Source organism: Actinosynnema mirum DSM 43827, assembly GCF_000023245.1.
Taxonomy (GTDB): Bacteria; Actinomycetota; Actinomycetes; order Mycobacteriales; family Pseudonocardiaceae; genus Actinosynnema; species Actinosynnema mirum.
The window spans coordinates 950,225-973,173 of record NC_013093.1; the positions used below are offsets into that span (position 1 = coordinate 950,225).

The following is a 22,949-nucleotide window of genomic DNA, read 5'->3' on the forward strand; positions in this document are numbered from 1 at the left end:
GCCCGAACCCGTAGGCTGCGAGCCATGGCGCTACCCGAACTGCACAGGTTCACCCTCCCCAACGGACTCCGGGTGGTGCTCGCCCCCGATCCCAGCGCCCCGGTCATCGGGGTGAGCGTCCACTACGACGTCGGCTTCCGGTCGGAGCCCGAGGGGCGCACCGGGTTCGCGCACCTCTTCGAGCACCTGATGTTCCAGGGCAGCGAGAGCCTGGAGAAGCTGGCGCACTTCCGCCACGTCCAGTCCTCCGGCGGCACCTTCAACGGGTCGACCCACCCGGACTACACGGACTACTACCAGGTCCTGCCCTCGGCGGCCCTGGAGCGCGCGCTGTTCCTGGAAGCCGACCGGATGCGCGCGCCCAAGCTCACCGAGGAGAACCTGCGCAACCAGATCGACGTGGTGAAGGAGGAGATCCGCCTCAACGTGCTCAACCGGCCGTACGGCGGCTTCCCCTGGATCCTGCTGCCCGCGCTGCTGTTCCAGACCTTCCCCAACGCCCACAACGGCTACGGCGACTTCACCGACCTGGAGAACGCCACCGTCGACGACTGCGCCGCGTTCTTCGACACCTACTACGCGCCGGGCAACGCGGTGCTCACCGTCGCCGGTGACCTCGCCGTGGACGAGGCGAAGTCGTTGGTGGAGAAGCACTTCGGCGACGTCCCGGCCCGCCCGGTGCCGGAGCGGCCCTCGTTCGCCGAGCCCGCCCCGAAGGGCGAGCTGCGCTCCGAGCACGTCGACGCGCACGCCCCCATGCCCGCCCTGGCGCTGGGCTACCGCATCCCCGACCCGGTGCACGACCTGGACGCGTACCTGGTCTACCCGGTGCTCGCGGGCGTGCTGACCGACGGCGACGGCTCGCGCCTGCAGCAGCGCCTGGTGCACAAGGACGCGCTGGTCGTGGACGTCGGCGCGGGCTGCGGCCTGTTCGGGCCGCTGGAGGCCCGCGACCCCGACGTCTTCACCATCACCGCCATCCACCCGGCCGAGCACGGCGTCGACAAGGTCCTCACCGCCGTGGACGAGGAGCTGGCCCGGCTCGCCGAGGAGGGCCCCTCCGAGGAGGAGCTGGCCAAGGTGACCGCCCGCTGGGTCTCCGGGATGCACCGCGAGCACGACCGGCTCACCAGCCGCACCCTCGGCCTCGGCGCCTCCGAGCTGCTGTTCGGGCGCGCCGAGCTGCTGTACGAACTGCCGGGCAAGCTGGCCGCGGTCACCGCGGACCAGGTCGCCGCCGCCGCCAAGGCGCTGCGAGCCGACTCGCGCGCCGTCCTGACCGTCAAGCCCGCCGCTGGAGGTTCCGAGTGAGCGCCCCGACGTCCCACCGCAGCGCCGAGGAGATCGGCCGCACCGAGCGCGGGCCAAGGCCGCTGCCGGAGCTGGGCGAGCACCGGGCCGCCGCCGACCTCGCCAGCGCCGACACCACGCTGCCCAGCGGCCTGCGCGTGATCGCCGTGCGCCGCGCCTCGGTGCCCGTGGTCGAGCTGCGCCTGCGCGTGCCGTTCGCCGACCCGGCCGACAGCGCGGTCGGCTCGACCCACTGCGCCGTCGCCGAGGTGCTGGCGAACACGCTGCTCACCGGCACCGCCCGGCGCGGCAGGCTCGACGTGGACACCGAGCTGGCCCTGGTCGGCGGCGAGCTGGACGCCGTCGTCGACCCGGAGCGGCTCGCGATCAGCGGCAACGCCCTGGTCTCCGGCCTGGACACGGTCCTGGACGTGCTGGCCGACGTGCTCACCGGGGCCACCCACCCCGAGGAGGAGGTGGCCCGCGAGCGCGCCCGCCTGGTCGAGCGCATCCGGCTCGCCCGCTCCCAGCCGAACGTCATCGCCCGCGAGGCGCTGCAGGAGCACCTGTACGGCGACCACCCGTTCGCCAAGGAGATGCCCGAGGTCGCCGAGGTCGAGGCGGTCACCCCCGAGCAGGTCCGCGAGCTGCACGCCCGCGCCGTCCTGCCGCGCGGCTCGGCGCTCGTGCTGGTCGGCGACCTGGACCCGGAGGCCGCCGTGGCCGCCGTGGCGCAGGCCCTGTCCGGCTGGACCGGCGAGGGCGAGGCCGTGCGGCTGCGCCCGCTGCCCGAGGTCGTGGGCGGCGACGTGAAGTTCGTGCACCGGCCGGGCGCCGTGCAGTCGCAGATCCGGCTCGCCGGGCGCGGCCTCACCCGCACCGACGAGCGCTACCCGGCGTTCCAGCTGGCCAACCTGGTCTTCGGCGGGTTCTTCTCCTCCCGGCTGGTGGAGAACATCCGCGAGGACAAGGGCTACACCTACAGCGCCCGCTCGCACCCGGAGTTCACCCCCGGCGGCGCGACGCTGCTGGTCGACGCGGACACCGCCAGCGAGGTCACCGCCGCCGCGCTGATGGAGACCCGCTACGAGCTGGCCAAGCTCGGCATGGTGCCGCCGACCGACGAGGAGGTCGACACCGCCCGCCGGTACGCCGTCGGCTCGCTGCTCACCGCCACCTCCTCGCAGGGCGGCCTCGCGTCGTTCCTGGTGAACCTCGCGGGCATGGACCTGGACCTCGAGTGGTTCGCGGGCCACCCGGTCCGGCTGGCCGCCGTCACCACCGAGCAGGTCGCGCAGGCGGCGCTGGACTTCTTCAGCCCCGGCTCGTTCACCGGCGTCGTCGTCGGCGACGCCGAGCTGCTCGCCCCCAAGCTGCGCGCGCTGGGAGGGGTCGTCCTCCCGTGACGTTCGAGCTGGTCGAGCTGCCCTCGCTGTCCCGGTTCACGGTCGACCGGTCGGAGCCGCTGCGCGGCGACGCCGAGCGGCTGCGCGCCGGGTGGCCGCAGGCGAAGGTGCTCGTGATCGACCGCAAGGGGCGCGCGAAGGTCGGCGGGCGCGGGAAGCTGCTGGTGCGGCGGCCCGCCCCGGAGTTCGGCGACACCCCGCCGGACGACGCGGTCTTCCTCGGCGAGGAGGAGGGCGTCGCGCACTGGGCGGTGCCGCTGGCCGACGACGAGACCGACGTCTCGGCGCCCGCCACGCGCGGGCGGTCCTGGTTCGGCGGCGAGCTGGGCGAGGAGCCCGAGTGGCTCGACCTGCGCGCCGTGGGCGCCCTGCTGGACGACACCGGCGCGGGCCTGTTCACCTCGGCGGTGGCGCTGTTCCACTGGCACCGCTCCGCGCGGTTCTGCGCGGTGTGCGGCGGCGCCACCAGGTCGGTCAAGGCCGGTTGGGCGCGGGAGTGCTCGGCGTGCGGGCGCGAGGAGTACCCGCGCACCGACGCCGCGGTGATCTGCCTGGTGCACGACGGCGCGGACCGGGTCCTGCTGGCGCGCGGCGAGGGCTGGCCCGAGGGGCGGTACTCGGTGCTCGCCGGGTTCGTCGAGGCCGGTGAGTCGCTGGAGTCCTGCGTGGGCCGCGAGGTGCTGGAGGAGGTCGGGGTGCGGGTGTCCGACATCCGCTACCTGGGCAGCCAGCCGTGGCCGTTCCCGAGGTCGCTGATGGTGGCCTTCCACGCGGTGGCCGACCCCGGCACGCCGCTGGCGCCCGCCGACGGGGAGATCGCCGAGGCCAAGTGGGTGGAGCGGTCGGTCGTGGCGAAGGCGCTGGCCGCGCCGGGCAGCGTCCCGGACCTGCTGCTCGCGCCCGGCGCGTCGATCGCCTACCGGATGATCCAGTCCTGGGTGGCGGCCGGGGGCTGAAAGCGCTCCCGGACGTGATCCGCGGCCCTTGTCGCGGGCGGCGCGCGCCCGGCGGGTGAATGCCCGGAAGCCGTCCCGTCCCTGGTGGGGCGGGGCGGCTTCGGCTTTTGTGGGGGTGCGCCCGACCATTCACGGGAAATCGGGCCCATGGGGCTGGACCACAACGCTGGTGGCGTGGGGGAGGCGCGGTTGCCGGTACCGTTCTGCCCACTGCCGAAAGGGGCCAGCCGTGCAACGCAAGTTGACCGTGCGCGACCTGCGCGCGGGCAACCGGGCGCGGGTCCTGCGCACCCTGTACTTCGACCGACCGCGCAGCAGGCAGGAGATCGCCGGCCTCACCGGCCTGAGCCAGGCCTCCGTGAGCACCGTCGTGGGCGAGCTGATCGGCGAGGGCACCGTGGTCGAGGCGGGCCAGGTCGAGTCGGACGGCGGACGTCCCCGCGTGCTGCTGCGGGTCGACCCGGCGCGGGGCGTCGTCGTCGGCGTGGACGTGGGCGAGACGCACGTGCTGGTGGAGGCGTTCGACCTCACCCTGGAGCGCCTGGCGGGCATCGAGCTCCCCGCGCCCCGCCCGCTGACCCCCGAGGCCGTGGCCGCCTGCGTCCTGCGCGGCGTCCGCCGGGTCCTGGACGACGCGGGCGCGCCCGGCCCGGTGCTGGGCGTGGGCGTCGGCGTGCCCGGCTCCGTGGACGGCGGGGTGGTGCACGCCCAGACCGTCGGCTGGCACGGCGCCCCGCTGGAGCGCCTGCTCCGGGCCGGGCTGGACGTGCCGCTGCACCTGGACAACGGGGCCAACACCCTCGGCCAGGCCGAGGCGTGGTTCGGCGCGGGCCGGGGCGCGCCGACCGTGGTGGTGGCGCTGATCGGCTCCGGCGTGGGCGCGAGCGTCGTGGTGGCGGGCGCGCCGTACCGGGGCGCGTTCGGCGGCGCGGGGGAGTGGGGCCACACGACCGTGGCGCTGGACGGCGCGCGGTGCCGCTGCGGGGCCAACGGCTGCCTGGAGGCGTACCTGGGCGCGGGCGCCCTGGTGGACCGCTACCGCGCGCTCGCGCCGGACGCGGACGGGGGCGACGCGGACGAGGACCAGGAGCGGGCCTTCCGCTCCCTGCTGGCCGCGCGCACCCCGGAGGCCGAGCGGGTCCTGGCCGAGGCGGTCCGCTACGCGGGCCTCGGCGTCGGCAACCTGGTCAACCTGCTGAACCCGACCCGCGTCGTCGTGGGCGGCTGGGCCGGGCTGCTGCTGGGCGAGCGGTTCCTGGCCGAGATCCGGGCGGAGGCGGGCACGCACGCCCTGCGCCGCTCGTTCGAGCAGGTCGAGGTGGTGCTGGGGGAGCTGGGCGCGGAGTCGGTGGCGCTGGGCGCGGCGACCCTGCCGGTGGCGGACTTCCTGGCGAGCGGCGGGGTGGCCGCGAGCGCCCCGCCCGCGGGCCGGGCGGCGGCCCGCTAGGCGCGCTTCCGGGGCGCGGCCAGCGGGAGCAGCACCTCGTCGACGATCGCCTCGACCTCGGCCGCGGACACCGGCCCCCGGTGGTCGTGCTCGGTGAGCACCAGCCTCGGTCCCACGGTGGCCACCCTGGGCGTGACCGCCGCCGGGTCCGCCTCGCCCCGCTCCACCGCGCGCTCCAGCACCCGCAGCAGCAGCCGCTGCCTCGGCGCCAGCACCAGTTCCACGACCCGCGCGTGCAGCTCGGGGTGCCGCTCCCGCTGGGCGACCAGCGGCCGGAGCGCCCGGCCGTGCGGCTGCTCCAGCACGCGCGCCAGCCCGGTGAGCAGCTCGACCAGGTCCCCGCGCAGCGTTCCCGTGCCCGGCTCCGGGGTCGGTTCGCCGAACCCGGTGAGCGGATCGGTCAGCGCGGCCAGCACCAGCTCCGCCGGGGTCGCCCACCGGCGGTAGAGCGAGGCCTTGCCCGCGCCCGCGACGGCCGCGATCCGGTCGAAGGCCAGCGGTTCCAGCCCGGTGCGGGCCAGCTCCTCCAGGGTCGCGAGGTAGATGGCCCCGGTGAGCGCGTCGCCCCTGCGCCGGGGCTTGGTGGTGCGGGCGTCGGCTGGCACGGCACCTGTATAGCCGACGGGGTGTACGGTCGCCTTAGTGAACAATTTTGTCTCTTAACCTGGAGGGCCCGTGCGCACCGCCATCACCCGCGCCCGCGTGTTCGACGGCCACGCCCTGACCGAGCCGAGGACCGTCGTCCTGGACGGCCCGCTCATCACCGCCGACACCACCACCGGCGGCGCGCGCGTGGTCGACGCGCGGGGCGCGGTCCTGCTGCCCGGCCTGGTCGACGCGCACGTCCACGTCACCACCGAGGCCCAGCTGACCGCCCTGCGCGACCACGGCGTCACCACCGCGCTGGACATGGCCGCGTTCCCGATCACCGTCGTGGACGCCCTCCGGTCGCTCCCCGGCCTGCCCGAGATCCGCACGGCGGGCGTCCCGGCGGCGGCCCCCGGCGGCCACCACGCCCGCGTCCCCGGCTTCCCGCCGGAGGCCGAGGTGGCGGGCCCGGCCGACGCCGACGCCTTCGTGGCCGCGCGCCTCGCCGAGGGCTCGGACCACCTGAAGATCGTCCTGGAGGGCGACCTGATGCCGGTGCCCACGGTCGTGGCGCTGGTCGCCGCCGCCCACGCGCGCGGCCTGCTGGTCGTGGCCCACACCGCGGACCCGGCCGCCGTCGCCATCGCGGCCGAGGCGGGCGTGGACGTGCTCACCCACCTGCCGCTGGGCGCGCCCCTCGACCCCGCCCCGGTCGCGGCGCTGGCGGGCCGGGTCGTGGTGCCGACGCTGACGATGATGGAGGGCGCGGCGGAACGCGCGGGCGCGCCGCAGGCGTTCGCGGGGACCCTGGCGAGCGCGGGCGCGCTGCACCGCGCGGGCGTGCCGCTGCTGGCGGGCACCGACGCGAACGACCAGCCCGCCGTCCCGTTCAGCCCCGAGCACGGCCCGTCGCTGCACCACGAGCTGGAACTGCTGGTGGCGGCGGGCCTGACACCGGTCGAGGCGCTCAACGCCGCCACCACGCGCCCCGCCGGGCTGCTCGGCCTGCCCGACCGGGGCGCGGTCCGGCCCGGCCTGCGCGCCGACCTGGTCCTGGTCGACGGCGACCCGCTCGCCGACATCGCGGACACCCGCGCGATCACCCGCGTGTGGTCCGCCGGGGTCGAGCACGTCGCGGCGTGACGGCGACCGGGGTGTGACGGCGACCGGGGCGGCCGGGACACCGGCCGCCCCGCCCCGCCTACGGGTCGACCCGGTCCAGCCCGGCCCCGTCCCAGGTGGTCTGCGTGCAGGCCACCCCGCGCCCGTTCTTGGGCCGCAGCACGTCGTAGATGTGCATCCTCGGGATCTTGTCCGACACGCCCCACCCCGACGGCCAGGTGATCACCCAGTCCATGTCCAGGTCCACCAGCAGCCCCAGCATCCGCGCGATGGTCGGGTCGTCCAGCCGCTCGAACGCCTCGTCCAGCAGCACCAGCCGCAGCGGCGAGAACTCCCCGCTCACCGCGTCGTAGAACGCCGCCCCCGCCGCGAACAGCGTCACGTACGAGATCAGTCGCGTCTCGCCCGACGACAGCTGCCGCAGCCGCCGCTCCCTGGGCCCGCCGTCCGGGCCGGTGTCGGCCACGGTCACCGTGAACTGGTGCCAGGTCCGGTAGTCCAGCGCCCGCGACAGCACCTCGGCGTAGCTGCCGCTGTGCGCGTCCCGCTCCTGCTCGATCCGCTCGGTGAACACCCGCCGCAGCGTCGCGTCCTGCTCCGGGTCGCGCTCCGCGTAGGGCAGCCGCACCAGCGCCAGCGCGTCCCGCGTGCCCTCGTCCAGCGCGGCCGACGGCTTCCAGGCCAGCTTCACGTGCACGCCCTGGCTGGACCGCGCCTTCCCGAGCACCTCGTTCATCCGCCTGCACAGGTCCTCGGCCACCGCGACCTGCCCGCGCAGCCACTCCGCCAGGTCCCGGATCAGGTAGTCCGCGAAGATCGTCTGGTACCGCTCGTCCAGGAACCCGCGCTGCTCGGCCAACCTCGCCGTCACCTGCCGCGCCGCCAGCGCCACCGGCCGCGCGCCCTCCTCGCCGGTCACCGTCACCGTCAGCAGCCCGGCGTGCTGCTCGGCCGCGATGTCGTGGCTGCCCGCCAGCGAGGTCTGCAACGCCTGCAACTTGGTGATCACCGTGGCCTCGCCCGCGCCCCGCCGGTCGATGCCTGCCAGCGCCTCCCGCACCCGCGCGGGCTCCCACTCGGGCCCGGCGTCCGGCAGCGCCGCCACGAGCACGCCCGGCGCGCGCACGGCCGCCAGGAACTGCTCCTCGGCCCGTCCCGCGCCCTCCCGCGCCCCGGCCAGCTGCTCGGCGGACGCGTCCAGCTGGGCCTCCAGCTTCGCCGCCTTCTCCCGCGCCTCCGCGACCTGCTCCCGCATCTCCCGCAGGTCCTCGCGGGTCGTGCGCCGCCCGGCCTCCAGCGCGGCCAGCTGGTCGGCGACCTTCCGCGCCTCGCCGCCCACCGCGCCTGCCAGCTCGGTCAGCGTCGCCGCCTGGGCCGCGTAGTCCGAGCACCGCTCCTCGGCGTCCTGCTCGGCCGCCACCCGGTCCTGCTCGGCCACCCGGTACCGGTGCGCCGCGTCCGCGAGGTCCGCCAGCGTCCCGCCGCACTGCCTGCGCAGCACGTCCGCGAGCCGGTCGGCGGTGCGCTGCGCGTCGGAGGCCGCCTGCTGCGCCTGCCGCAGCGCCTCGGTCTCGGCGACCAGCCCGGCCGCCGCCGCCTCCTGCACGACCTCGGCCCGCGCCGCGGCGTCCCGCGCCCGCGCCCGGCCCAGCTCCTCCTCCAGCTCGCCGACCCGCCGCCCGGCCCGCTCGGCGCCCTCCTGCGCGGCCTGCACCCGGCCGTGCCTGGCCACCAGGTCCCGGTCGGCGGGGAACCGCTCCAGGTGCGACTCCCACCGGCGCACCTGCTCGCGCGCCGCCACCGCCTCGGCCTCGGCCGCGCCCAGCTCCTCGCGCAGGCCCGCCAGCCGCTCCTCCAGCTCGGCGATCCGCCGCCGCCGCGCGCCCTCCCGCGCGCCCGCGCCGATGAACTCGGCGGCGGGCTTGCCCCACCGGCCCACCAGCACCCCGGCCCGCCACCCGCCGTCGACGTCCGCCGAGACCGCGCCGGAACCCGGCGTCCCCGCAGGCGAGGCCAGCGACACCGAGGCCAGCGACACCGAGGCCAGCAGCGCCCCGACCAGCTCCGCCGACACCGGCGACCCCGGCTCGACGGCGGGCTCCAGCACGTCGGCCAGCGACGCCCCGCCCACCGCCTCGCCCGGCACCGCGAACACCTCGCTGCGCGCCCCGTCCACCGCCGCGAGCGCGGGGTCGCCGGGCACCCAGGCGTCCAGCAGCCCGGACGCCTCCAGCGAGGCCTCCAGCCCGGCCCGCCCCGCGTCGTCCACCCCGGCCCTGAAGTCGACCAGCCGGTAGAACGGCGCCCCGGCGCCCGAGTCCCGCCCACCGCCGGTGAACCGCGCGGCGTCGGGCGCGCGCTCCGAGCCACCCCGCAGCCCGGTCAGCTCCACGTCCCGCTCGTCGATCGACGCCCGCAGCCCGGCCACCCGGTCCGCCGCGCCGCGCTCGGCCTCGCGCGCCGCCGACACCAGCGGCCTCGCCCCGTCACGGGCCTTCGCCGCCAGCGCGCGGGCCCGCGCCGGGTCCACCGCCTCCGGCAGCCGCAGCGCGACCCCGGCGAACGGCTCGGCGTCCCGCCACGCGGCCACCGCGCCCAACCACTCGCGCCCGGTCCCGGCCAGCTCCCCGGCCTCCCGGTCCCGCCGCGCCACCGCCTCCGAGGCGGCCCGCGCCGCGTCGCCGACCGCGCCCTCCAACGACTCCAGGGCGCGCGCCGCCGAGTCCAGCTCCACCGACCGCTGGTGCAGCGCCAGCACCAGCGCCCCGCGCCGCCCGGCCTCGGCCGCGACCTCGGCCACCCGGTCCGCCGCCGCCTCCACCGGCACCACCGGCGCCGCGGGCGGCACCCGCCGCTCGATCGGCTGCGGCTCGGCCTCCGGGTCGGGCTTGGCCCGCACCGACTCGGCCCGCACCACCGGTTCCGCCGACGCCACCGGGGGCACCTGCGGCAGCTCCAGCTCCAGCCCGGCCGCCAGCAGCCGCCCGCGCAGCGGCTCGGCCAGCTCGCGGGCCGTCCCCAGGTCCTCGGCGAGCCGCCGCAGCAGCCGCAGCACCCCGTCGACCGCGCCGTCCTCCTGCGCCCGCTGCTTCGCCGCCACCTCCAGCGCGACGCGGGCCGACGACCGCTTCTCCTCCACCAGCCGCTCGCGGGTGCGCAGGTCCTCCAGGCCCCGGAACGCGGGCAGCTCCTTGAGCGCCCCGATCCGCTCCTCGGCCCGCTGCTCCCCGGCCTCCAGGTCGCTCTGCGACCGCTCGGCGTCGGCGCGCTCCGCGCGGGTCCGCTCCAGCGCCGCCGTCAGCCGCGCGCCCTCCCGCTCCAGCTTGCGCACCCCGTCCTCGGCCGCGCCCAGCCGCTCGGCCGAGGACCGCAGCCCGCCCAGCGCGTAGTCCGAGTACGTCTTGAGGAACGTCCCCAGCGCCGAGTCCGCCGTCGACAGCCGGGTGATGTTCTCCCGGATCGACTCCAGGTCGTCGAACGAGGTCGCCAGCTGCTCCACCATCGCCTGGTCCAGCGGCGGCAGCGCGTCCGACAGGATCTGCTCCAGCTGCCCCTCCAGGACCTTCAGGCCCACGTCGGGGTTGCGCAGCGTCCGCTGCAGGTGCAGCAGGTCCCCGTACCGGGCGGCCGGGACCCCGTACACCTCCTCGGCCACGCGGGCCCGGAACGCCGCCTCCTCCAGCACGCAGTCCGCGCCGATGGCCTCCCGCAGGTGCGCGGGCCCCAGCGGGGTGCGCTCGGCCCCCACCAGCTGGAGCTGCCTGCCCACCCGCAGCGGCGTGATGAACCGCCACGAGTCGGTGATCGCCTGCGAGGTCTTCGACGCCTTCACGCCCAACCCGCAGGTCAGGTACTCGTCCTCACCGCGCCGCAGCTCCACCCAGGCGTACCCGATGCGGTTCGGCCCGCCGTCGTAGTCGTCGAGCATGAGCCGCCGCAGGCTGACCGTGTCGAAGCCCTTCGAGCCGACCTGCCGCAGGTCGCCGTCGAGGCACAGCGGCAGCAGCAGCTCCAGCGTCCGGGACTTGCCGGACCCGTTGGTGCCCTGGAAGATCGCCCGCCCGCCGGAGAAGTCGAACACCTGCTCCGCGTACTGCCAGATGTTGACGATCCCGCCGCGGTGCAGCCGCCACCTGTCGCTCACGCGCTCTCCTCATCGAACAACGACCAGCTCTGCGGCTCCGGCGCCGCCACGACCTCGACCTCGCGCTCCGGCGCGCCGTCCGGCACCGGGACCCACCGGTGCGCGGTCGGCGCCAGCGTCCACCCCGGCCCCTCGGCGTCCGGTGCGGCCAGCCCGGTGCGCCGCAGCAGCTCCAGCACCTCGGCGGTCAGCCCGCCCAGGTCCTCCACGTACTGCTTCGACCACGCCGCCGGGTAGTCCGCCACCAGCTCCGCGCACACCTCGCGCGCGCGGGCCGGGTCCACCGGGTGCCGCCCGCCCGCCACCGGCCGCGACTCCAGCAGCTCCGGCAGCGCCAGCAGCGCGATCCGCGCCACCGTCGACGTGCCGGGGAAGTACAGGTCCGTCAGGTAGTCCTCGGGGTCGGAGGCGAGCACGCCCTCGGCGCGGCACTCGGTGCGCAGCCCGAACGCGGTCTCCAGCAGCGCCGACTCCTTGCGCTGGTTGCGCCGCAACCAGTCCGCCTGCTCCGGCGGCAGGTCCGCGTACAGCACCACCGGGTTCTCCACCAGCCTGCGCCGCACCGCGTGCTCCACGCCCCTGGGCCCCGGCCGCGCCGCCAGCTCCACCAGCCGCCGCGCGCCGTCCGCCTCGCCCACCGGGCCGGTCAGCAGCTGCCCCAGCAGGTCGGTGTCCACGGTGATCAGCGCCTCGGCCTGCGCGTCCACCGAGCCCTCGGTCTCGTGCAGCACGCCCAGCGCCACCAGGTGCCGCAGCGCCGAGGTCAGCGCCCGCCGGTCCACCACGTCGTCCACCACGGCGATCCCGGCCTCGGCCGCCGCCGCCCGCGCGTCGGCGACCAGCCGCGACAGCAGCACCTGGCGGCCGACGCCGGTCAGCACGGCCAGCACCAGCGCCAGGTACGCGTAGCCGCGCGGCGTCAGGCCCGCGCCCCGGCTGTCGTCGTGGCCGGGCCCGGCCTTGTACAGCCGGGCGAACCGGCGCTCCACCACCAGCCGGTAGCCCAGCAGGCCCGCGAACAGGTCCTGCAGCGCGAACCGGTGCCGGTACACCGCGCCCAGCAGCTCGCCGTCGGGGCCGTCGGCGCGCAGCAGCGGCCGTCGCAGCAGGGTGCGCGCGCAGCGCACCACGATCGCGGAGTCGATCTCGGAGAGGTCGTCGAACATGCTCAGTCCAGCACCAGGGTCGAGTCGTGCAGGGTCAGGGTCCCGGCCTTCGAGCGGATCACGGCGGCGCGGCCCGCGACGTGCTCCACGGTCACCCGCAGCCCGCGCACCGGGTCGGCCGCCGAACCGGGGTCGACGGCGCTGTCGCGCTGCGCCATGGCCAGGGTCAGCAGCTCGCACAGCACGCCCAGCGCCTCGCCGGACAGCTCGGCCTCGGCCAGCCGGGGCGCCGCCGCCGCCAGCTCCGCGACGGACGCGGCGCGCCGCTCGTCCGCGTGCCTGGCCTCGGCGAGCAGGGACTGCTCGGTCATCGGGTCGTCCAGGATGCGCGAGGTGCGCCCGCGCGCGCTGCGGTCCGACCGGCTGCGCACGCTCACCGGCACGTCCGCGGCGGGTCCGGTGGCCCACGGGGTGCGCTCGTCGTCGCCGTCGTGCTCGGGCGCGGGGGACAGGTGCCGCGCCCCGTAGAGGCCGAACGCCGCCGCGTACAGCTCGTGCGCCTGCTCGCGGGTGCCGCCGTCGAACCAGGCGGCCAGCTTCAGCAGCTCCGCCCTGCGGCCGGGCAGCAGCCCGCCGCCCGAGGTCGCCCGCTTCACGCTGGCCAGCAGCGAGCCGATGGCGCGGGCCGTCGCGTCGCGCAGCGCGGTGACCTGGCTGGGGCGGCCGGGCCGGTCGACGAACCAGTCGGTCAGCTCCCGCCAGTCCTCGGCGGACCGCCCGCGCGCCCGCTCCACCCGCTCGCCCAGGCCCGACGCGCCCAGCAGCCGCAGCAGCTCGGGCCGCGCGCCCGCCAGGTTCGCCAGCGCCGCCGCGATCGCCGGGGTGTGCCGCAGCACGTCCTCCACGACCCGCTGGATGTACTCCACGAGCAGGTCCCGGAAGCCGCTGATCTCGTCGGCCGCCAGGTGGTGCCGGGTGACGACCTGGCCGAGGTAGGCGTAGAAGTCGCGGACCGTCGCGGCCAGCTCGGCGTGCTGCAGGAACAGGGTGGTGACCTGCTCGGCGAGCGCCTCGCGCGGCCCGCGCCCGCCGGTGAGCAGCGCCTCGGACAGGGTGCGCCCGAGCTGGCCGAGGCCGCGCTCGACGGCGGGCAGCAGCTCGCGGGACACCTCGCGGGCGCCCTCGGGCACCCGCAGCAGCTCGTCCACGTCCCGCTGCACGCGCACCGCGAGCTTGCTGACCTGGTAGCGGACGCTGCCGTGCTGGAACTCGGCGATGCTGGACGCCACCACCTCGCGGCGGCCCTGCACCAGGTTGCCCCACTCGACCAGCTGCTTGAGCCGGTTGATCACGTTCTCGATGCGCGACTCGCCGTGGTCGACCCGCCCCTCGCGCTCGGCCCCGGCCAGCGCGCCCGCGACCTCGCCCGCGGACAGGTCGGCGAGCAGCGTGGACGTGAACAGCCGCATGATCGCCAGGTAGGTGCGCTGGTGCTCGCGCGCGTCCAGGTAGGCGTAGAGCTTCAAGCGGGCTGGTTCCACGGGGTGCCACCCTAGGGCTTGGCGGGGGGTGTCCACGCACGGGCGGGGCGAGTCGGCTGCTCCGTTCGGCCCGCGCCCGCCGGGTTGCGCCGTCCGTGGCGGCCGTCCTGGGGACGCGGCGGGCTGACCAGCACCGCGAGTGGCGCGGCAGCGGTCGGCTTGCACCGCGCGTGTCGGCGTCCTGTCACCCCCCGGACACGCCCCGCCTGCCTGCGGACACCGTGCGTGTCGGGGCTACGGTGCCGGGATGAGCCTGGGACGTGCGGTCGGGTTGGCGCTCGGGGTCGCGGCCGACGCGGTGTTCGGCGATCCCCGGCGGGGGCACCCGGTCGCGGCGTTCGGGCGGGTCGCGGGCGCGCTGGAGCAGCGGCTGCACCGGGACGACAAGGGCGCGGGCGCGGCGCACGTGGTGGTGCTGGTCGGCGGGGTCGTGCTCGCGGGCGCGGCCGTCGAGCGGCTGGCCGGGCGGTCCGAGGCGCTGCGCGCGCTGACCACGGCCGCCGCGACCTGGGTGGTGCTGGGCGGGGCCTCGCTGGCCGACGAGGGCACCGCCATGGGGCGCGAGCTGGACGGCGGCGACCTGGTGGCGGCCCGCGACCGGCTGCCGAACCTGTGCGGGCGCGACCCCGAGCGGCTGGACACGATGGGCCTGGCCAAGGCGACCGTCGAGTCGGTGGCCGAGAACACCTCGGACGCGGTCGTCGCGCCGCTGGTGTGGGGCGCGGTCGCGGGCGTGCCCGGCCTGCTCGGCTACCGCGCGGTGAACACCCTGGACGCGATGATCGGCCACCGCTCGGCCCGCTACCGGAACTTCGGGTGGGCGGCGGCGCGCCTGGACGACCTGGCGAACCTGCTGCCGTCCCGGCTGGCCGCGCTGCTCACCGTCGCGGGCGCGCCCGTCGTGGGCGGCTCGGCGGGCGAGGCGTGGCAGGTGTGGCGGCGGGACGCGGCGGCGCACCCGAGCCCCAACGCCGGGCAGGTGGAGGCCGCGTTCGCCGGGGCGCTGGAGATCCAGCTCGGGGGGCGCACGGTGTACTCGTACGGGCCGGAGGACCGGCCGGTGCTCGGGCACGGGCGCAACCCGGACGCCGGGCACGTGACGCGGGCGGTGGAGCTGTCCAGGGTCGTCGGCGCGGGCGCGGCGGCGGTGTCCGCGCTGGTCGCGGTGCTCGTGCGGCGCAAGCGGCGGGGCTGAGCCCCGAACCCGCGGGCCCCGCCCCCGAGCCCTCGCCCCCCGAGCCCTCGCCCCCGAGCCCCCGTCCCTGATCGGGGGCCCGCCGGTCAGGCGGGGCTGTTCTCGCGCCGCTCGCTCACGCGCTCGGCGACCTCGCGCCGCTCGCCGTCCTCCGCAGCCCTGTCCTCCGCCGCCTCGTCCTCGGCCAGCAGCTCGGCCACGGACTTGCGGCGCGGCTTCTTCTCGCGCTCCCTGGTCAGCGCGCCACCGGGCTTGGCCTCGCGCCAGGTGAAGTACAGCCACCCGCCGATCGCCATGACCCCGAACGCCAGCCACTGCAGCGCGTACGAGTAGAACGGCCCGGCCTCCATGCGGGGCAGCGGCAGCGCCGACTCCAGCCCCGGCTGGTCCACGTCGAGCTGGAAGTAGCCGGGCCGGATGTCCAGCCCGACCATGCGCCCGACGGTCGCGGTGTTGATCGAGTAGACCTGCCGCTCGCCGTCCTCCAGGAACCCGTCCCGCAGGTCCGGCTCCTCGGCGCGGGTCCACGCGGTGACGCTCACCCGCTCGGACGGCGGCGTGGTCAGGTCCGGCACCCCCATGCCGTCGGCGGGCCGCACGTACCCCCGGTCGACCAGCACGACGGGCCCGTCGGTGGTCCGGAAGGGCGTGAGCACCTCGTACGCGGCCTCGCCCTGCACGGTCCGCAGCCGGGCGACGGCCTCGGAGTCGGCCAGGAACTGGCCGGTCAGCACGACCCGGCGCCACTCGTGCTCGGCGTTGGGCTCGTCCAGCACCTCGGCGAACGGCACCGGATCGGTGGCCATCGCCTCGGACAGCGCGGTGTTCTGGCCCACGCGCTGGTCGTCCCGCCCGAACTGCCATGGCGCGAGCATCCAGATGCACACGCCGGCGAAAACCCACACGGCAACCGTCAACGCGAGCCAACCGGGCCGCAGCAGAAACCTCAACCGCACGGCACCCACGGTAATCCCTGCCGGCGCGGACCTCGTGCCGGGGTGAACCGGACATATCGGACGCCGCGCTGGTGGGAGGGGCGGGACGGGCCCCGGCGAGGTCCCGGTCACACCGCGAAGCCGCAGGTCACCGACGTCGCCGAGCGGGGCCCGACACCCGCCGCCCGCTCACCGGGGCGCCGACCGCGCCGCCGCCACGGTCCGCGCCGCGTACGCCCGCCCGAACAGCACCACGTGCACCAGCAGCGGGAACAGCTGGTGCAGCGGCGCCCGCTCCCGCCAGCCGTCCGCCAGCGGCGCGGCCTCGTGGTACGCCGCCAGCACCCGGTCCAGGTGCGGGCAGCCGAACAGGGCCAGCATCGCCAGGTCGCTCTCCCGGTGCCCGCCGTGCGCCGCCGGGTCGATCAGCCACACCCGCCCGTCCGCCGCCCAGTGCGCGTTCCCGCTCCACAGGTCCCCGTGCAGCCGCGCGGGCGGCTCGGACGGCGCCCGCACCCGGACCGACTCGACCACGGCCGCCTCGGCGGCGGTCAGGTTCCCGGCGTCCACGGCCAGCCGCGCGTACCGCGCGATCCGGTGCTCGGCGAACCAGTCCGGCCAGGCGTCGGCCTCGACGTTCGCCATCGGGGCCAGCCCGATCGTGGCCTCCGCCGGACCGCCGGGCGGCGGCGAGCCGAACGCGGGCGCGCCCGTCGCGTGCAGCGCCGCCAGCCGCGCCCCGAACTTCTCGGCCGCGCCGGGCGACGGCCTGCCCGGCTCCACCTGGTCGATCACCAGCCACCCGTCCGAGCACCCGCGCACCCCCGGCACCGGCGGCCCCTCCGGCTCGGCCAGCCACTCCAGCCCCGCCGCCTCGGCCCGCGCCACCCGGTTCGCCTTCACCACGACCAGGTCGCCGTCCGCCAGGTCGACCTCGTGCGCCGCGTCGCCGATCCGCCGCACCGCGACCGCCCGCGACCCGGTCACCTCGGCCGCGACCTCCGCCGGGTCCACCCCGGACCCCACCCCGGACCCCACCGCGCCGCCGCGCCCGGTCACCGCTGCCGCTCCCGCACCCACCGCAGCAGCCCCGGCACCGCCGCCTCGACCATCCCCAGCACCTCGGCGAACGCCGCCCGCCCCGAGTAGTACGGGTCCGGCACCTCGGCCGACCCGGCCTCCGGGTCGAACGACCGCAGCAGCCGCACCCGCTCCGGGTCCGCGACTACCCCGCGCAGCGCCCGCGCGTGCCCGGAGTCCAGCGCCACCAGCAGGTCCGCGTCCAGGTCCTCGGCGCTCACCTTCGCGGCCACGTGCCCGGTCGGGTACCCGGCCCGCTCCAGCGTCGCCGCGCTCCGCTCGTCGGCGGGCTCGCCCACGTGGTAGCCCTGCAAGCCCGCGCTCGACACCACCACGCCCTCGACCCCAGCCCGGCGCAGGTGCTCCCGGAGCACGATCTCCGCCACGGGGGATCGGCAGATGTTGCCGGTGCACACGAACACCACGGAGAGCATGGGGGGAGTCCTCACTCGGTCGCACGGGAAGCGGGGCCTGCGGGGTCGCAGCCTAGAAGACCGGCCGCGCGCCGGGGTCCCGTTGCGCACTCCGGGTGAACCCGCTGGACCCCCGCCCCCGCCCCGCACGACGATCAAGAGCGGGGGGCCCGATGCCGTCGAACCCGCAAGACCCGCTCGCCGCCGCGCTGGGGATGCTGACCCTCCTCGCGGCGGCGCTCCTGCTGCTGGCGCTGGCCTCCTTCGCCCTGCGCCGCCCGCCCCCGAACCCGGCGTTCACCCGCCGCCCGCCGCACGGCGGCGGGGCCCTGCGCCCCGACCCGAACGCGGGCTTCCTCACCGACCGCGGCCTGCTCTTCCTGCCCCGCCGCTTCTTCCTGGCCACCGGCTGCCCGCCGGTCCGCGTCCGGGCCCGCGACCACGCCGCGCTGGACCGGGCCCGCCGCACCCGCCCGGTGAAGGTCGCGCAGCGCGGCCGGGCCTCCTGGTGGTGGTTCGAGGACGCCGTCTACGCCGAGTCGCGCGGCTACCGCCCGGCCGACGTGCTGGCCCGCGTGGTCGCCGAGCGGGCCAGGGGGGAGGCGCTGGCCGAGCGCACCCTGCTGCTGACCTCGCTCAACCCCCGCCACCCGCGCATCCCCGCCGAGGTGCGCCGCGCCGTGTTCGAGCGGGACCGGGGCCGCTGCGCGCACTGCGGCGGCGCCACGGACCTCAACTACGACCACGTCGTCCCGCTCGCCGAGGGCGGCCCGTCCACGGTCGGCAACCTGCGCGTCCTGTGCCGCCCGTGCCTGCGCATCGCGCACTGAGCGGACGTCGAATGCCCGAATAGCCGCGCGGCGACACCGCCGAACGGCCCAAGGGCAATTCCGGAACTGCTCGGAAAACGGCGTCGCAATTCCTGAACGTGACCATCCGGGCGCATTCGGTGATTTCTCCCGAGCGATCAGTCGCACACCCTGAAACCGCAGATCAGCGATAGTATGGGCGGCGGTTCGCGGGGGAGGGGGAGCACATCGTGGTGGTCGACGAGCGGCAGCCCGCGACGCTGCCCAGGGCGGTTCGCGCCCCGCAGTGGTGGCATTCCGCCGCGTGCCTCGCGCTGATCTGCTGCGCGCTCCTGGTCTCCTTCCTGGGCTGACCGCGACCACCCCGAGCACCGGTCCGGAGCCGCGCGGGACCGCCGCGCCCCGGCCCGCGCGCGCCCATCGCCTAAACTCCGGCCGATGACCAGCCAGGACCCCGAGCGCGAGCTGCTGCGCCACCACGGGGACGTCGACGCCGCCCCCGGCCTGGTGGACTTCGCGGTCAACGTGCGCGCCCCGTCCCCGCCGGACTGGCTCGCCGCCCGCCTCGCCGCCCGCCTGGCCGACCTCGGCTCCTACCCGGCCCGCGCCGACGAGCTGGCCGCCCGCGAGGCCGCCGCCGCCCGCCACGACCGCACCCCGGACCAGGTCCTGCCCCTCAACGGCGCCGCCGAGGGCTTCGCCCTGCTGCCGGAGCTGCGCCCGGCGCTCGCCGCCGTCGTGCACCCCTCGTTCACCGAGCCCGAGGCAGCCCTGCGCGACGCGGGCGTCCCGGTCCACCGCGTGCTGCTCGCCGAGCGCGACGGCTACCGCCTGGACCCCGCGCTCGTCCCGGACGAGGCCGACCTGGTCGTGGTCGGCAACCCCACCAACCCCACCTCGGTGCTGCACCCGGCGGAGGCCCTCCGCGCGCTGGCCCGCCCCGGCCGCGTCCTCGTGGTGGACGAGGCGTTCATGGACGCCGTCCCCGGCGAGCGCGGCTCGCTGGCCGCCGCCACCGACGTGCCCGGCCTGCTCGTGCTGCGCAGCCTCACCAAGACCTGGGCGCTCGCCGGCCTGCGCGCCGGCTACCTGCTGGGCGAGCGGGACCTCCTCGCGCGCCTGGCCGCGCGCCGCCCGCAGTGGCCGGTGGGCACCCTCGTCCTGGAGGCGGTCACCGCCTGCTGCGAGCCCGCCGCGCTGGCCGAGGCCGCCGCGCTCGCCGAGCTGACCACCGCCCACGCCGCCCACGCGGCCACCGCCCTCGCCGAGCACCTGGTGATCCAGCCGCAGGCCCCGTTCCTGCTGCTGCGCGTCCCGGACGGCGCGCGCGTGCGGCGGTCGCTGCGCGACAAGGGCATCGCCGTGCGCCGGGGTGACACGTTCCCCGGCCTGACCCCCGACCACGTCCGCGTGGCCGTGCGCTCCCCCGAGGAGACCGCGCTGCTCGCCGACGCGCTCCGAGTCGCACTGGAGGAGACATGACCACCCTCGGCGAGGTGCTCGCCGCGCTGGAGGCGGCCTACCCGCCCGCCACCGCCGAGTCCTGGGACGCGGTCGGCCTGGTGTGCGGCGACCGCTCCGAACCGGTGTCCAAGGTGCTGTTCTGCGTGGACCCGGTCGAGTCCACGGTGGACGAGGCGATCGAGGTGGGCGCCCAGCTGCTCGTCTCGCACCACCCGCTGCTGCTGCGCGGCGTCCACGGCGTGCCCGCCGACACCCCCAAGGGCCGCCTCGTGCACCGCCTGATCCGCGCGGGCGCGGCCCTGTACACGGCGCACACCAACGCCGACACCGCGAACCCCGGCGTGTCCGACGCGCTGGCCCGCGCCATCGGCCTGGAGGTCACCGGCCCGCTCGACCCGGCCCCGGCCCGCGCGCTGGACGTGCTCACCACCTACGTCCCGGTCGCCGACGCCGCGAAGGTCCTGGCCGCGCTGCACGACGCGGGCGCGGGCAGCACCGGCGACTACCGCGAGGTCGCCTGGAGCGTCGACGGCACCGGCCAGTTCCGCCCCGTCGAGGGCGCGAACCCGGCGGTCGGCGTGGTCGGCGAGCTGGAGCGCCTGCCCGAGACCCGGCTCGAACTCGTGCTGCCGCGCGGGCGCCGCGCCGACGTCGTGCGGGCCCTGCGCGCCGCGCACCCGTACGAGGAAGTCGCCTTCAACCTCAACGAGATCCCCGAGCTGCCCGCCGACACCGGCATCGGCCGGATCGGCGTGCTCCCGGAGCCCGAGCCGCTCAGCGCGTTCACCCGCCGCGTCGCCGCCGCCCTCCCCGCCACCGCGTGGGGCGTGCGCTCGGCGGGCGACCCGGATCGGGTGATCGGCACCGTCGCGGTGTGCGGCGGCGCGGGCGACAGCCACCTGTCCGCCGCGACGCGCGCGGGCGTGGACGCCTACGTCACCGCCGACCTGCGGCACCACCCCGCCCGCGAGCACCTGGACGCGGGAGGGCCCGCCCTCGTCGACGTCGCCCACTGGGCCAGCGAATGGCCGTGGTGCGCGCAGGCGGCCGACATCGTGCGCGCCGCCTTCGGCGGTACGGTCGAAACCCTCGTCTCGACCCGACGGACCGACCCCTGGACCACCGGCGCGACGAGCCCCGAACAGGAGGACCGCTGAAGTGAAAGCCGATCCCGTTGTGCAGCGCAGGCTGCTCGACCTCGCGCGGGTTGACACCGAGCTGGCGCGGGTCGAGCACCGCCGCCGCACGCTGCCGGAGATCGTGGAGATCGCCGAGGCCGAGAAGCAGGTGCGCGCCAAGCAGGACGCGCTCACCGCGGTCGAGACGACCCTGGGCGACCTGGACCGCGACGTCAAGCGCCAGGAGACCGAGATCGACCAGGTCCGCGCCCGCGAGGAGCGCGACCGGGGGCTCCTGGCGGGCGGCAGCGTCGGCGCCAAGCAGCTCACCGACCTGGAGCACGAGCTGGCCACCCTCGGCCGCCGCCGCGGCGCGCTGGAGGACGACCTGCTGGAGCTGATGGAGCGCCGCGAGGCCGTCGAGGTCGACAGCCAGCACGCCTCCGCGCAGTTCGCGAACGCCCAGGAGACCCTGGCCGACGCCGCCCGCAGGCGCGACTCCGCGCTCGCCGACCTGGAGTCCACCGAGGCCAAGCGCACCGCCGAGCGCAAGACCATCGCGTCGACCTTCGAGGCCCCGCTGCTGGCGGTCTACGACCGGGTCCGGCTGCACAAGGGCACCGGCGCGGCGCTGCTCCAGTCCCGCCGCTGCGGCGCGTGCCGCATCGAGCTGGACCGCAGCGCGATCGCCAAGGTCAAGGAGGCGCTCGCCGACGACGTCGTGCAGTGCGAGGAGTGCGGCGCGATCATGGTGCGCACCGGGGAGTCCGGTCTGTGAGGGTGCTCGTCGAGGCCGACGGCGGCTCGCGCGGCAACCCCGGACCGGCGGGCTACGGCGCGGTGGTGCTCGACGAGGGCGGTGACACCGTCCTGGCCGAGCGCTTCGAGGCCATCGGCGTCGCCACCAACAACGTCGCCGAGTACCGGGGCCTGATCGCGGGCCTGCGCGCCGCCGCCGAGCTGGGGGCGACCGAGGTCGACGTGCGGATGGACTCCAAGCTGGTCGTGGAGCAGATGTCCGGGCGCTGGCAGATCAAGCACCCGGCCATGAAGCCGCTCGCGGCCGAGGCCAAGGAGCTGGCGGGGGACTTCGAGTCGGTCACCTACGGCTGGATCCCGCGCGAGCGCAACAAGCGCGCGGACAAGCTCGCCAACGACGCCATGGACGGCAAGGCCATGCCCGACCCGGTCATCGGCGAGGTCCCGGCGGGGGAGGGCGCTGCCGGTGGGGGCGCTGCCGGGAAGCCGGCCGCCGCCAAGGCCGTCGTCACCGAGCGCCCGGCCGAGTCGGCGGCCCACGTCACCGCGCCCCCGGCCTCCTGGTCCGGCGCGGAGGGCAGGCCGACCAGGCTGCACCTGGTGCGGCACGGGCAGACCGAGCTGTCGGTCGCCCGCCGCTACTCCGGGCGCGGCAACCCGCCGCTCACCGAGGTCGGCCTCGGCCAGGCGCGCGCGGCGGCGGCCAGGCTGTCCACCCTGGACGGCGTCGCCGCGGTCGTCGCGTCCCCGCTGCAGCGCACCAGGCAGACGGCGGGCGAGATCGCCGCCGCGCTCGGCCTGGAGGTCGACGTGCGCGAGGACCTGATCGAGGTCGACTTCGGCGAGTGGGAGGCGCTGACCTTCACCGAGGCCGCCGAGCGCGACCCGGAGGCGCACGCCCGCTGGCTCGGCGACACCTCCGCCGCCCCGCCCGGCGGCGAGAGCTTCGACGCCGTGCACCGCAGGGTGTCCCGCTTCCTGGAGGAGCTGGCCGCCGAGCACGCGGGGTCCGACGTGGTCGTGGTCAGCCACGTGACGCCGGTGAAGACCCTGCTGCGCCTGGCGCTCGGCAGCGGCCCGGAGATCCTCTACCGGCTGCACCTGGACCTGGCGTCGCTGTCGATCGCGGAGTTCTACCCGGACGGTCACGCCTCCGTCCGCCTGGTGAACGACACCTCGCATTTGGTCTGAGGTGGGGCGCAAGCCGAACCCCGGTGTGGTGGCACAGGCGCTTTCGTCGACCGGGGTGGTGTTCCCAGCCAGGCTCCGCCCGGCCGGGGTCACGCCTCCGTCCGCCTGGTGAACGACACCTCGCATTTGGTCTGAGGTGGGGCGCAAGCCGAACCCCGGTGTGGTGGCACAGGCGCTTTCGTCGACCGGGGTGGTGTTCCCAGCCAGGCTCCGCCCGGCCGGGGTCACGCCTCCGTCCGCCTGGTGAACGACACCTCGCATTTGGTCTGAGGTGGGGCGCAAGCCGAACCCCGGTGTGGTGGCACAGGCGCTTTCGTCGACCGGGGTGGTGTTCCCGGCCAGGCTCCGCCCGGCCGGGGTCACGCCTCGGTCCGCCTGGTGAACG

General features: G+C 76.6%; 19 protein-coding genes. 12 read left to right on the plus strand and 7 right to left on the minus strand.

The window, feature by feature from the left end; genetic code table 11:
* The first annotated feature begins 24 nt into the window (after positions 1-24).
* The 4 genes from AMIR_RS04320 to AMIR_RS04335 all read left to right on the plus strand — a co-directional run bounded on the left by AMIR_RS04320 (position 25) and on the right by AMIR_RS04335 (position 5,099).
* Positions 25-1,311 (plus strand): M16 family metallopeptidase, encoded by a 1,287-nt coding sequence (locus AMIR_RS04320; protein WP_012783486.1) that lies wholly within the window; start codon positions 25-27, stop codon positions 1,309-1,311.
* Positions 1,308-2,696, plus strand: a complete 1,389-nt coding sequence (locus AMIR_RS04325) for a M16 family metallopeptidase (RefSeq protein WP_012783487.1) — start codon at positions 1,308-1,310, stop codon at positions 2,694-2,696. Before AMIR_RS04320 ends, AMIR_RS04325 begins: the two co-directional genes overlap by 4 nt.
* The gene (nudC, locus tag AMIR_RS04330; RefSeq protein WP_012783488.1) at positions 2,693-3,652 is read left to right on the plus strand and encodes an NAD(+) diphosphatase; all 960 of its coding nucleotides are present in this window, start codon (positions 2,693-2,695) and stop codon (positions 3,650-3,652) included. The genes AMIR_RS04325 and nudC overlap by 4 nt, the downstream gene beginning before the upstream one ends.
* A gap of 229 nt (positions 3,653-3,881) precedes the next feature.
* A complete protein-coding gene (locus AMIR_RS04335) occupies positions 3,882-5,099 on the plus strand; it encodes an ROK family transcriptional regulator (protein ID WP_012783489.1) in 1,218 nt (405 codons plus the stop codon).
* On the opposite strand, the gene AMIR_RS04340 is transcribed toward AMIR_RS04335, so the two are convergent.
* A complete protein-coding gene (locus tag AMIR_RS04340) occupies positions 5,096-5,704 on the minus strand; it encodes a TetR/AcrR family transcriptional regulator (protein ID WP_012783490.1) in 609 nt (202 codons plus the stop codon). The genes AMIR_RS04335 and AMIR_RS04340 overlap by 4 nt on opposite strands.
* Before the next feature lie 70 nt (positions 5,705-5,774).
* Here AMIR_RS04340 and AMIR_RS04345 point away from each other — a divergent pair, with 70 nt between their 5' ends.
* A complete protein-coding gene (locus AMIR_RS04345) occupies positions 5,775-6,830 on the plus strand; it encodes an amidohydrolase family protein (RefSeq protein WP_012783491.1) in 1,056 nt (351 codons plus the stop codon).
* Positions 6,831-6,888: 58 nt separating this feature from the next.
* Here AMIR_RS04345 and AMIR_RS04350 read toward each other — a convergent pair whose 3' ends face one another.
* The 3 genes from AMIR_RS04350 to AMIR_RS04360 are packed head-to-tail and all read right to left on the minus strand — an operon-like array spanning position 6,889 to position 13,600.
* Entirely contained in the window at positions 6,889-10,953 is a 4,065-nt protein-coding gene (locus AMIR_RS04350) for a TIGR02680 family protein (RefSeq protein WP_012783492.1), read from the minus strand.
* Positions 10,950-12,119: a TIGR02678 family protein gene (locus tag AMIR_RS04355; protein ID WP_012783493.1), complete on the minus strand. Its 1,170-nt coding sequence runs from the start codon at positions 12,117-12,119 to the stop codon at positions 10,950-10,952. The genes AMIR_RS04350 and AMIR_RS04355 overlap by 4 nt, the downstream gene beginning before the upstream one ends.
* Before the next feature lie 2 nt (positions 12,120-12,121).
* Positions 12,122-13,600 carry a DUF2397 domain-containing protein gene (locus tag AMIR_RS04360; RefSeq protein ID WP_012783494.1) on the minus strand — a complete coding sequence of 493 codons (1,479 nt, stop codon included), beginning with the start codon at positions 13,598-13,600 and terminating at the stop codon, positions 12,122-12,124.
* Between the two features lie 247 nt (positions 13,601-13,847).
* Here AMIR_RS04360 and AMIR_RS04365 point away from each other — a divergent pair, with 247 nt between their 5' ends.
* On the plus strand, positions 13,848-14,795 hold the full coding sequence (locus AMIR_RS04365; RefSeq protein ID WP_012783495.1) for a cobalamin biosynthesis protein: 948 nt from the start codon (positions 13,848-13,850) through the stop codon (positions 14,793-14,795).
* Positions 14,796-14,881: 86 nt separating this feature from the next.
* On the opposite strand, the gene AMIR_RS04370 is transcribed toward AMIR_RS04365, so the two are convergent.
* The 3 genes from AMIR_RS04370 to AMIR_RS04380 all read right to left on the minus strand — a co-directional run bounded on the left by AMIR_RS04370 (position 14,882) and on the right by AMIR_RS04380 (position 17,244).
* Entirely contained in the window at positions 14,882-15,751 is an 870-nt protein-coding gene (locus AMIR_RS04370) for an SURF1 family cytochrome oxidase biogenesis protein (RefSeq protein ID WP_049797075.1), read from the minus strand.
* Positions 15,752-15,919: 168 nt separating this feature from the next.
* Positions 15,920-16,789 carry a fructosamine kinase family protein gene (locus tag AMIR_RS04375; protein ID WP_012783497.1) on the minus strand — a complete coding sequence of 290 codons (870 nt, stop codon included), beginning with the start codon at positions 16,787-16,789 and terminating at the stop codon, positions 15,920-15,922.
* The gene (locus tag AMIR_RS04380; protein WP_012783498.1) at positions 16,786-17,244 is read right to left on the minus strand and encodes a low molecular weight protein-tyrosine-phosphatase; all 459 of its coding nucleotides are present in this window, start codon (positions 17,242-17,244) and stop codon (positions 16,786-16,788) included. Before AMIR_RS04380 ends, AMIR_RS04375 begins: the two co-directional genes overlap by 4 nt.
* A gap of 152 nt (positions 17,245-17,396) precedes the next feature.
* Here AMIR_RS04380 and AMIR_RS38070 point away from each other — a divergent pair, with 152 nt between their 5' ends.
* The 6 genes from AMIR_RS38070 (at position 17,397) to AMIR_RS04405 (ending at position 22,564) form a co-directional block, all read left to right on the plus strand.
* Positions 17,397-18,053 carry an HNH endonuclease gene (locus tag AMIR_RS38070; RefSeq protein WP_012783499.1) on the plus strand — a complete coding sequence of 219 codons (657 nt, stop codon included), beginning with the start codon at positions 17,397-17,399 and terminating at the stop codon, positions 18,051-18,053.
* Between the two features lie 209 nt (positions 18,054-18,262).
* Positions 18,263-18,385, plus strand: a complete 123-nt coding sequence (locus tag AMIR_RS42600) for a hypothetical protein (RefSeq protein WP_276145720.1) — start codon at positions 18,263-18,265, stop codon at positions 18,383-18,385.
* A gap of 85 nt (positions 18,386-18,470) precedes the next feature.
* Complete coding sequence (gene cobC, locus AMIR_RS04390) at positions 18,471-19,514, plus strand: Rv2231c family histidinol phosphate aminotransferase CobC (protein ID WP_012783501.1); 1,044 nt, start codon at positions 18,471-18,473, stop codon at positions 19,512-19,514.
* Positions 19,511-20,653: a Nif3-like dinuclear metal center hexameric protein gene (locus AMIR_RS04395; protein WP_012783502.1), complete on the plus strand. Its 1,143-nt coding sequence runs from the start codon at positions 19,511-19,513 to the stop codon at positions 20,651-20,653. The genes cobC and AMIR_RS04395 overlap by 4 nt, the downstream gene beginning before the upstream one ends.
* Before the next feature lies 1 nt (position 20,654).
* Positions 20,655-21,392: a zinc ribbon domain-containing protein gene (locus tag AMIR_RS04400; protein WP_012783503.1), complete on the plus strand. Its 738-nt coding sequence runs from the start codon at positions 20,655-20,657 to the stop codon at positions 21,390-21,392.
* A gap of 2 nt (positions 21,393-21,394) precedes the next feature.
* Positions 21,395-22,564, plus strand: coding sequence for a bifunctional RNase H/acid phosphatase (locus tag AMIR_RS04405; protein ID WP_222840748.1), 1,170 nt, complete (start codon positions 21,395-21,397; stop codon positions 22,562-22,564).
* Positions 22,565-22,949 lie beyond the last annotated feature (385 nt).

Coding starts and splice junctions, on each gene's coding strand:
- AMIR_RS04320 (WP_012783486.1), top strand. CDS start 25: ATGGCGCTACCCGAACTGCACAGGTTCACCCTCCCCAACGGACTCCGG.
- AMIR_RS04355 (WP_012783493.1), bottom strand. CDS start 12,119: ATGTTCGACGACCTCTCCGAGATCGACTCCGCGATCGTGGTGCGCTGC.
- AMIR_RS04365 (WP_012783495.1), top strand. CDS start 13,848: ATGAGCCTGGGACGTGCGGTCGGGTTGGCGCTCGGGGTCGCGGCCGAC.
- AMIR_RS04380 (WP_012783498.1), bottom strand. CDS start 17,244: ATGCTCTCCGTGGTGTTCGTGTGCACCGGCAACATCTGCCGATCCCCC.
- AMIR_RS38070 (WP_012783499.1), top strand. CDS start 17,397: ATGCCGTCGAACCCGCAAGACCCGCTCGCCGCCGCGCTGGGGATGCTG.
- cobC (WP_012783501.1), top strand. CDS start 18,471: ATGACCAGCCAGGACCCCGAGCGCGAGCTGCTGCGCCACCACGGGGAC.
- AMIR_RS04395 (WP_012783502.1), top strand. CDS start 19,511: ATGACCACCCTCGGCGAGGTGCTCGCCGCGCTGGAGGCGGCCTACCCG.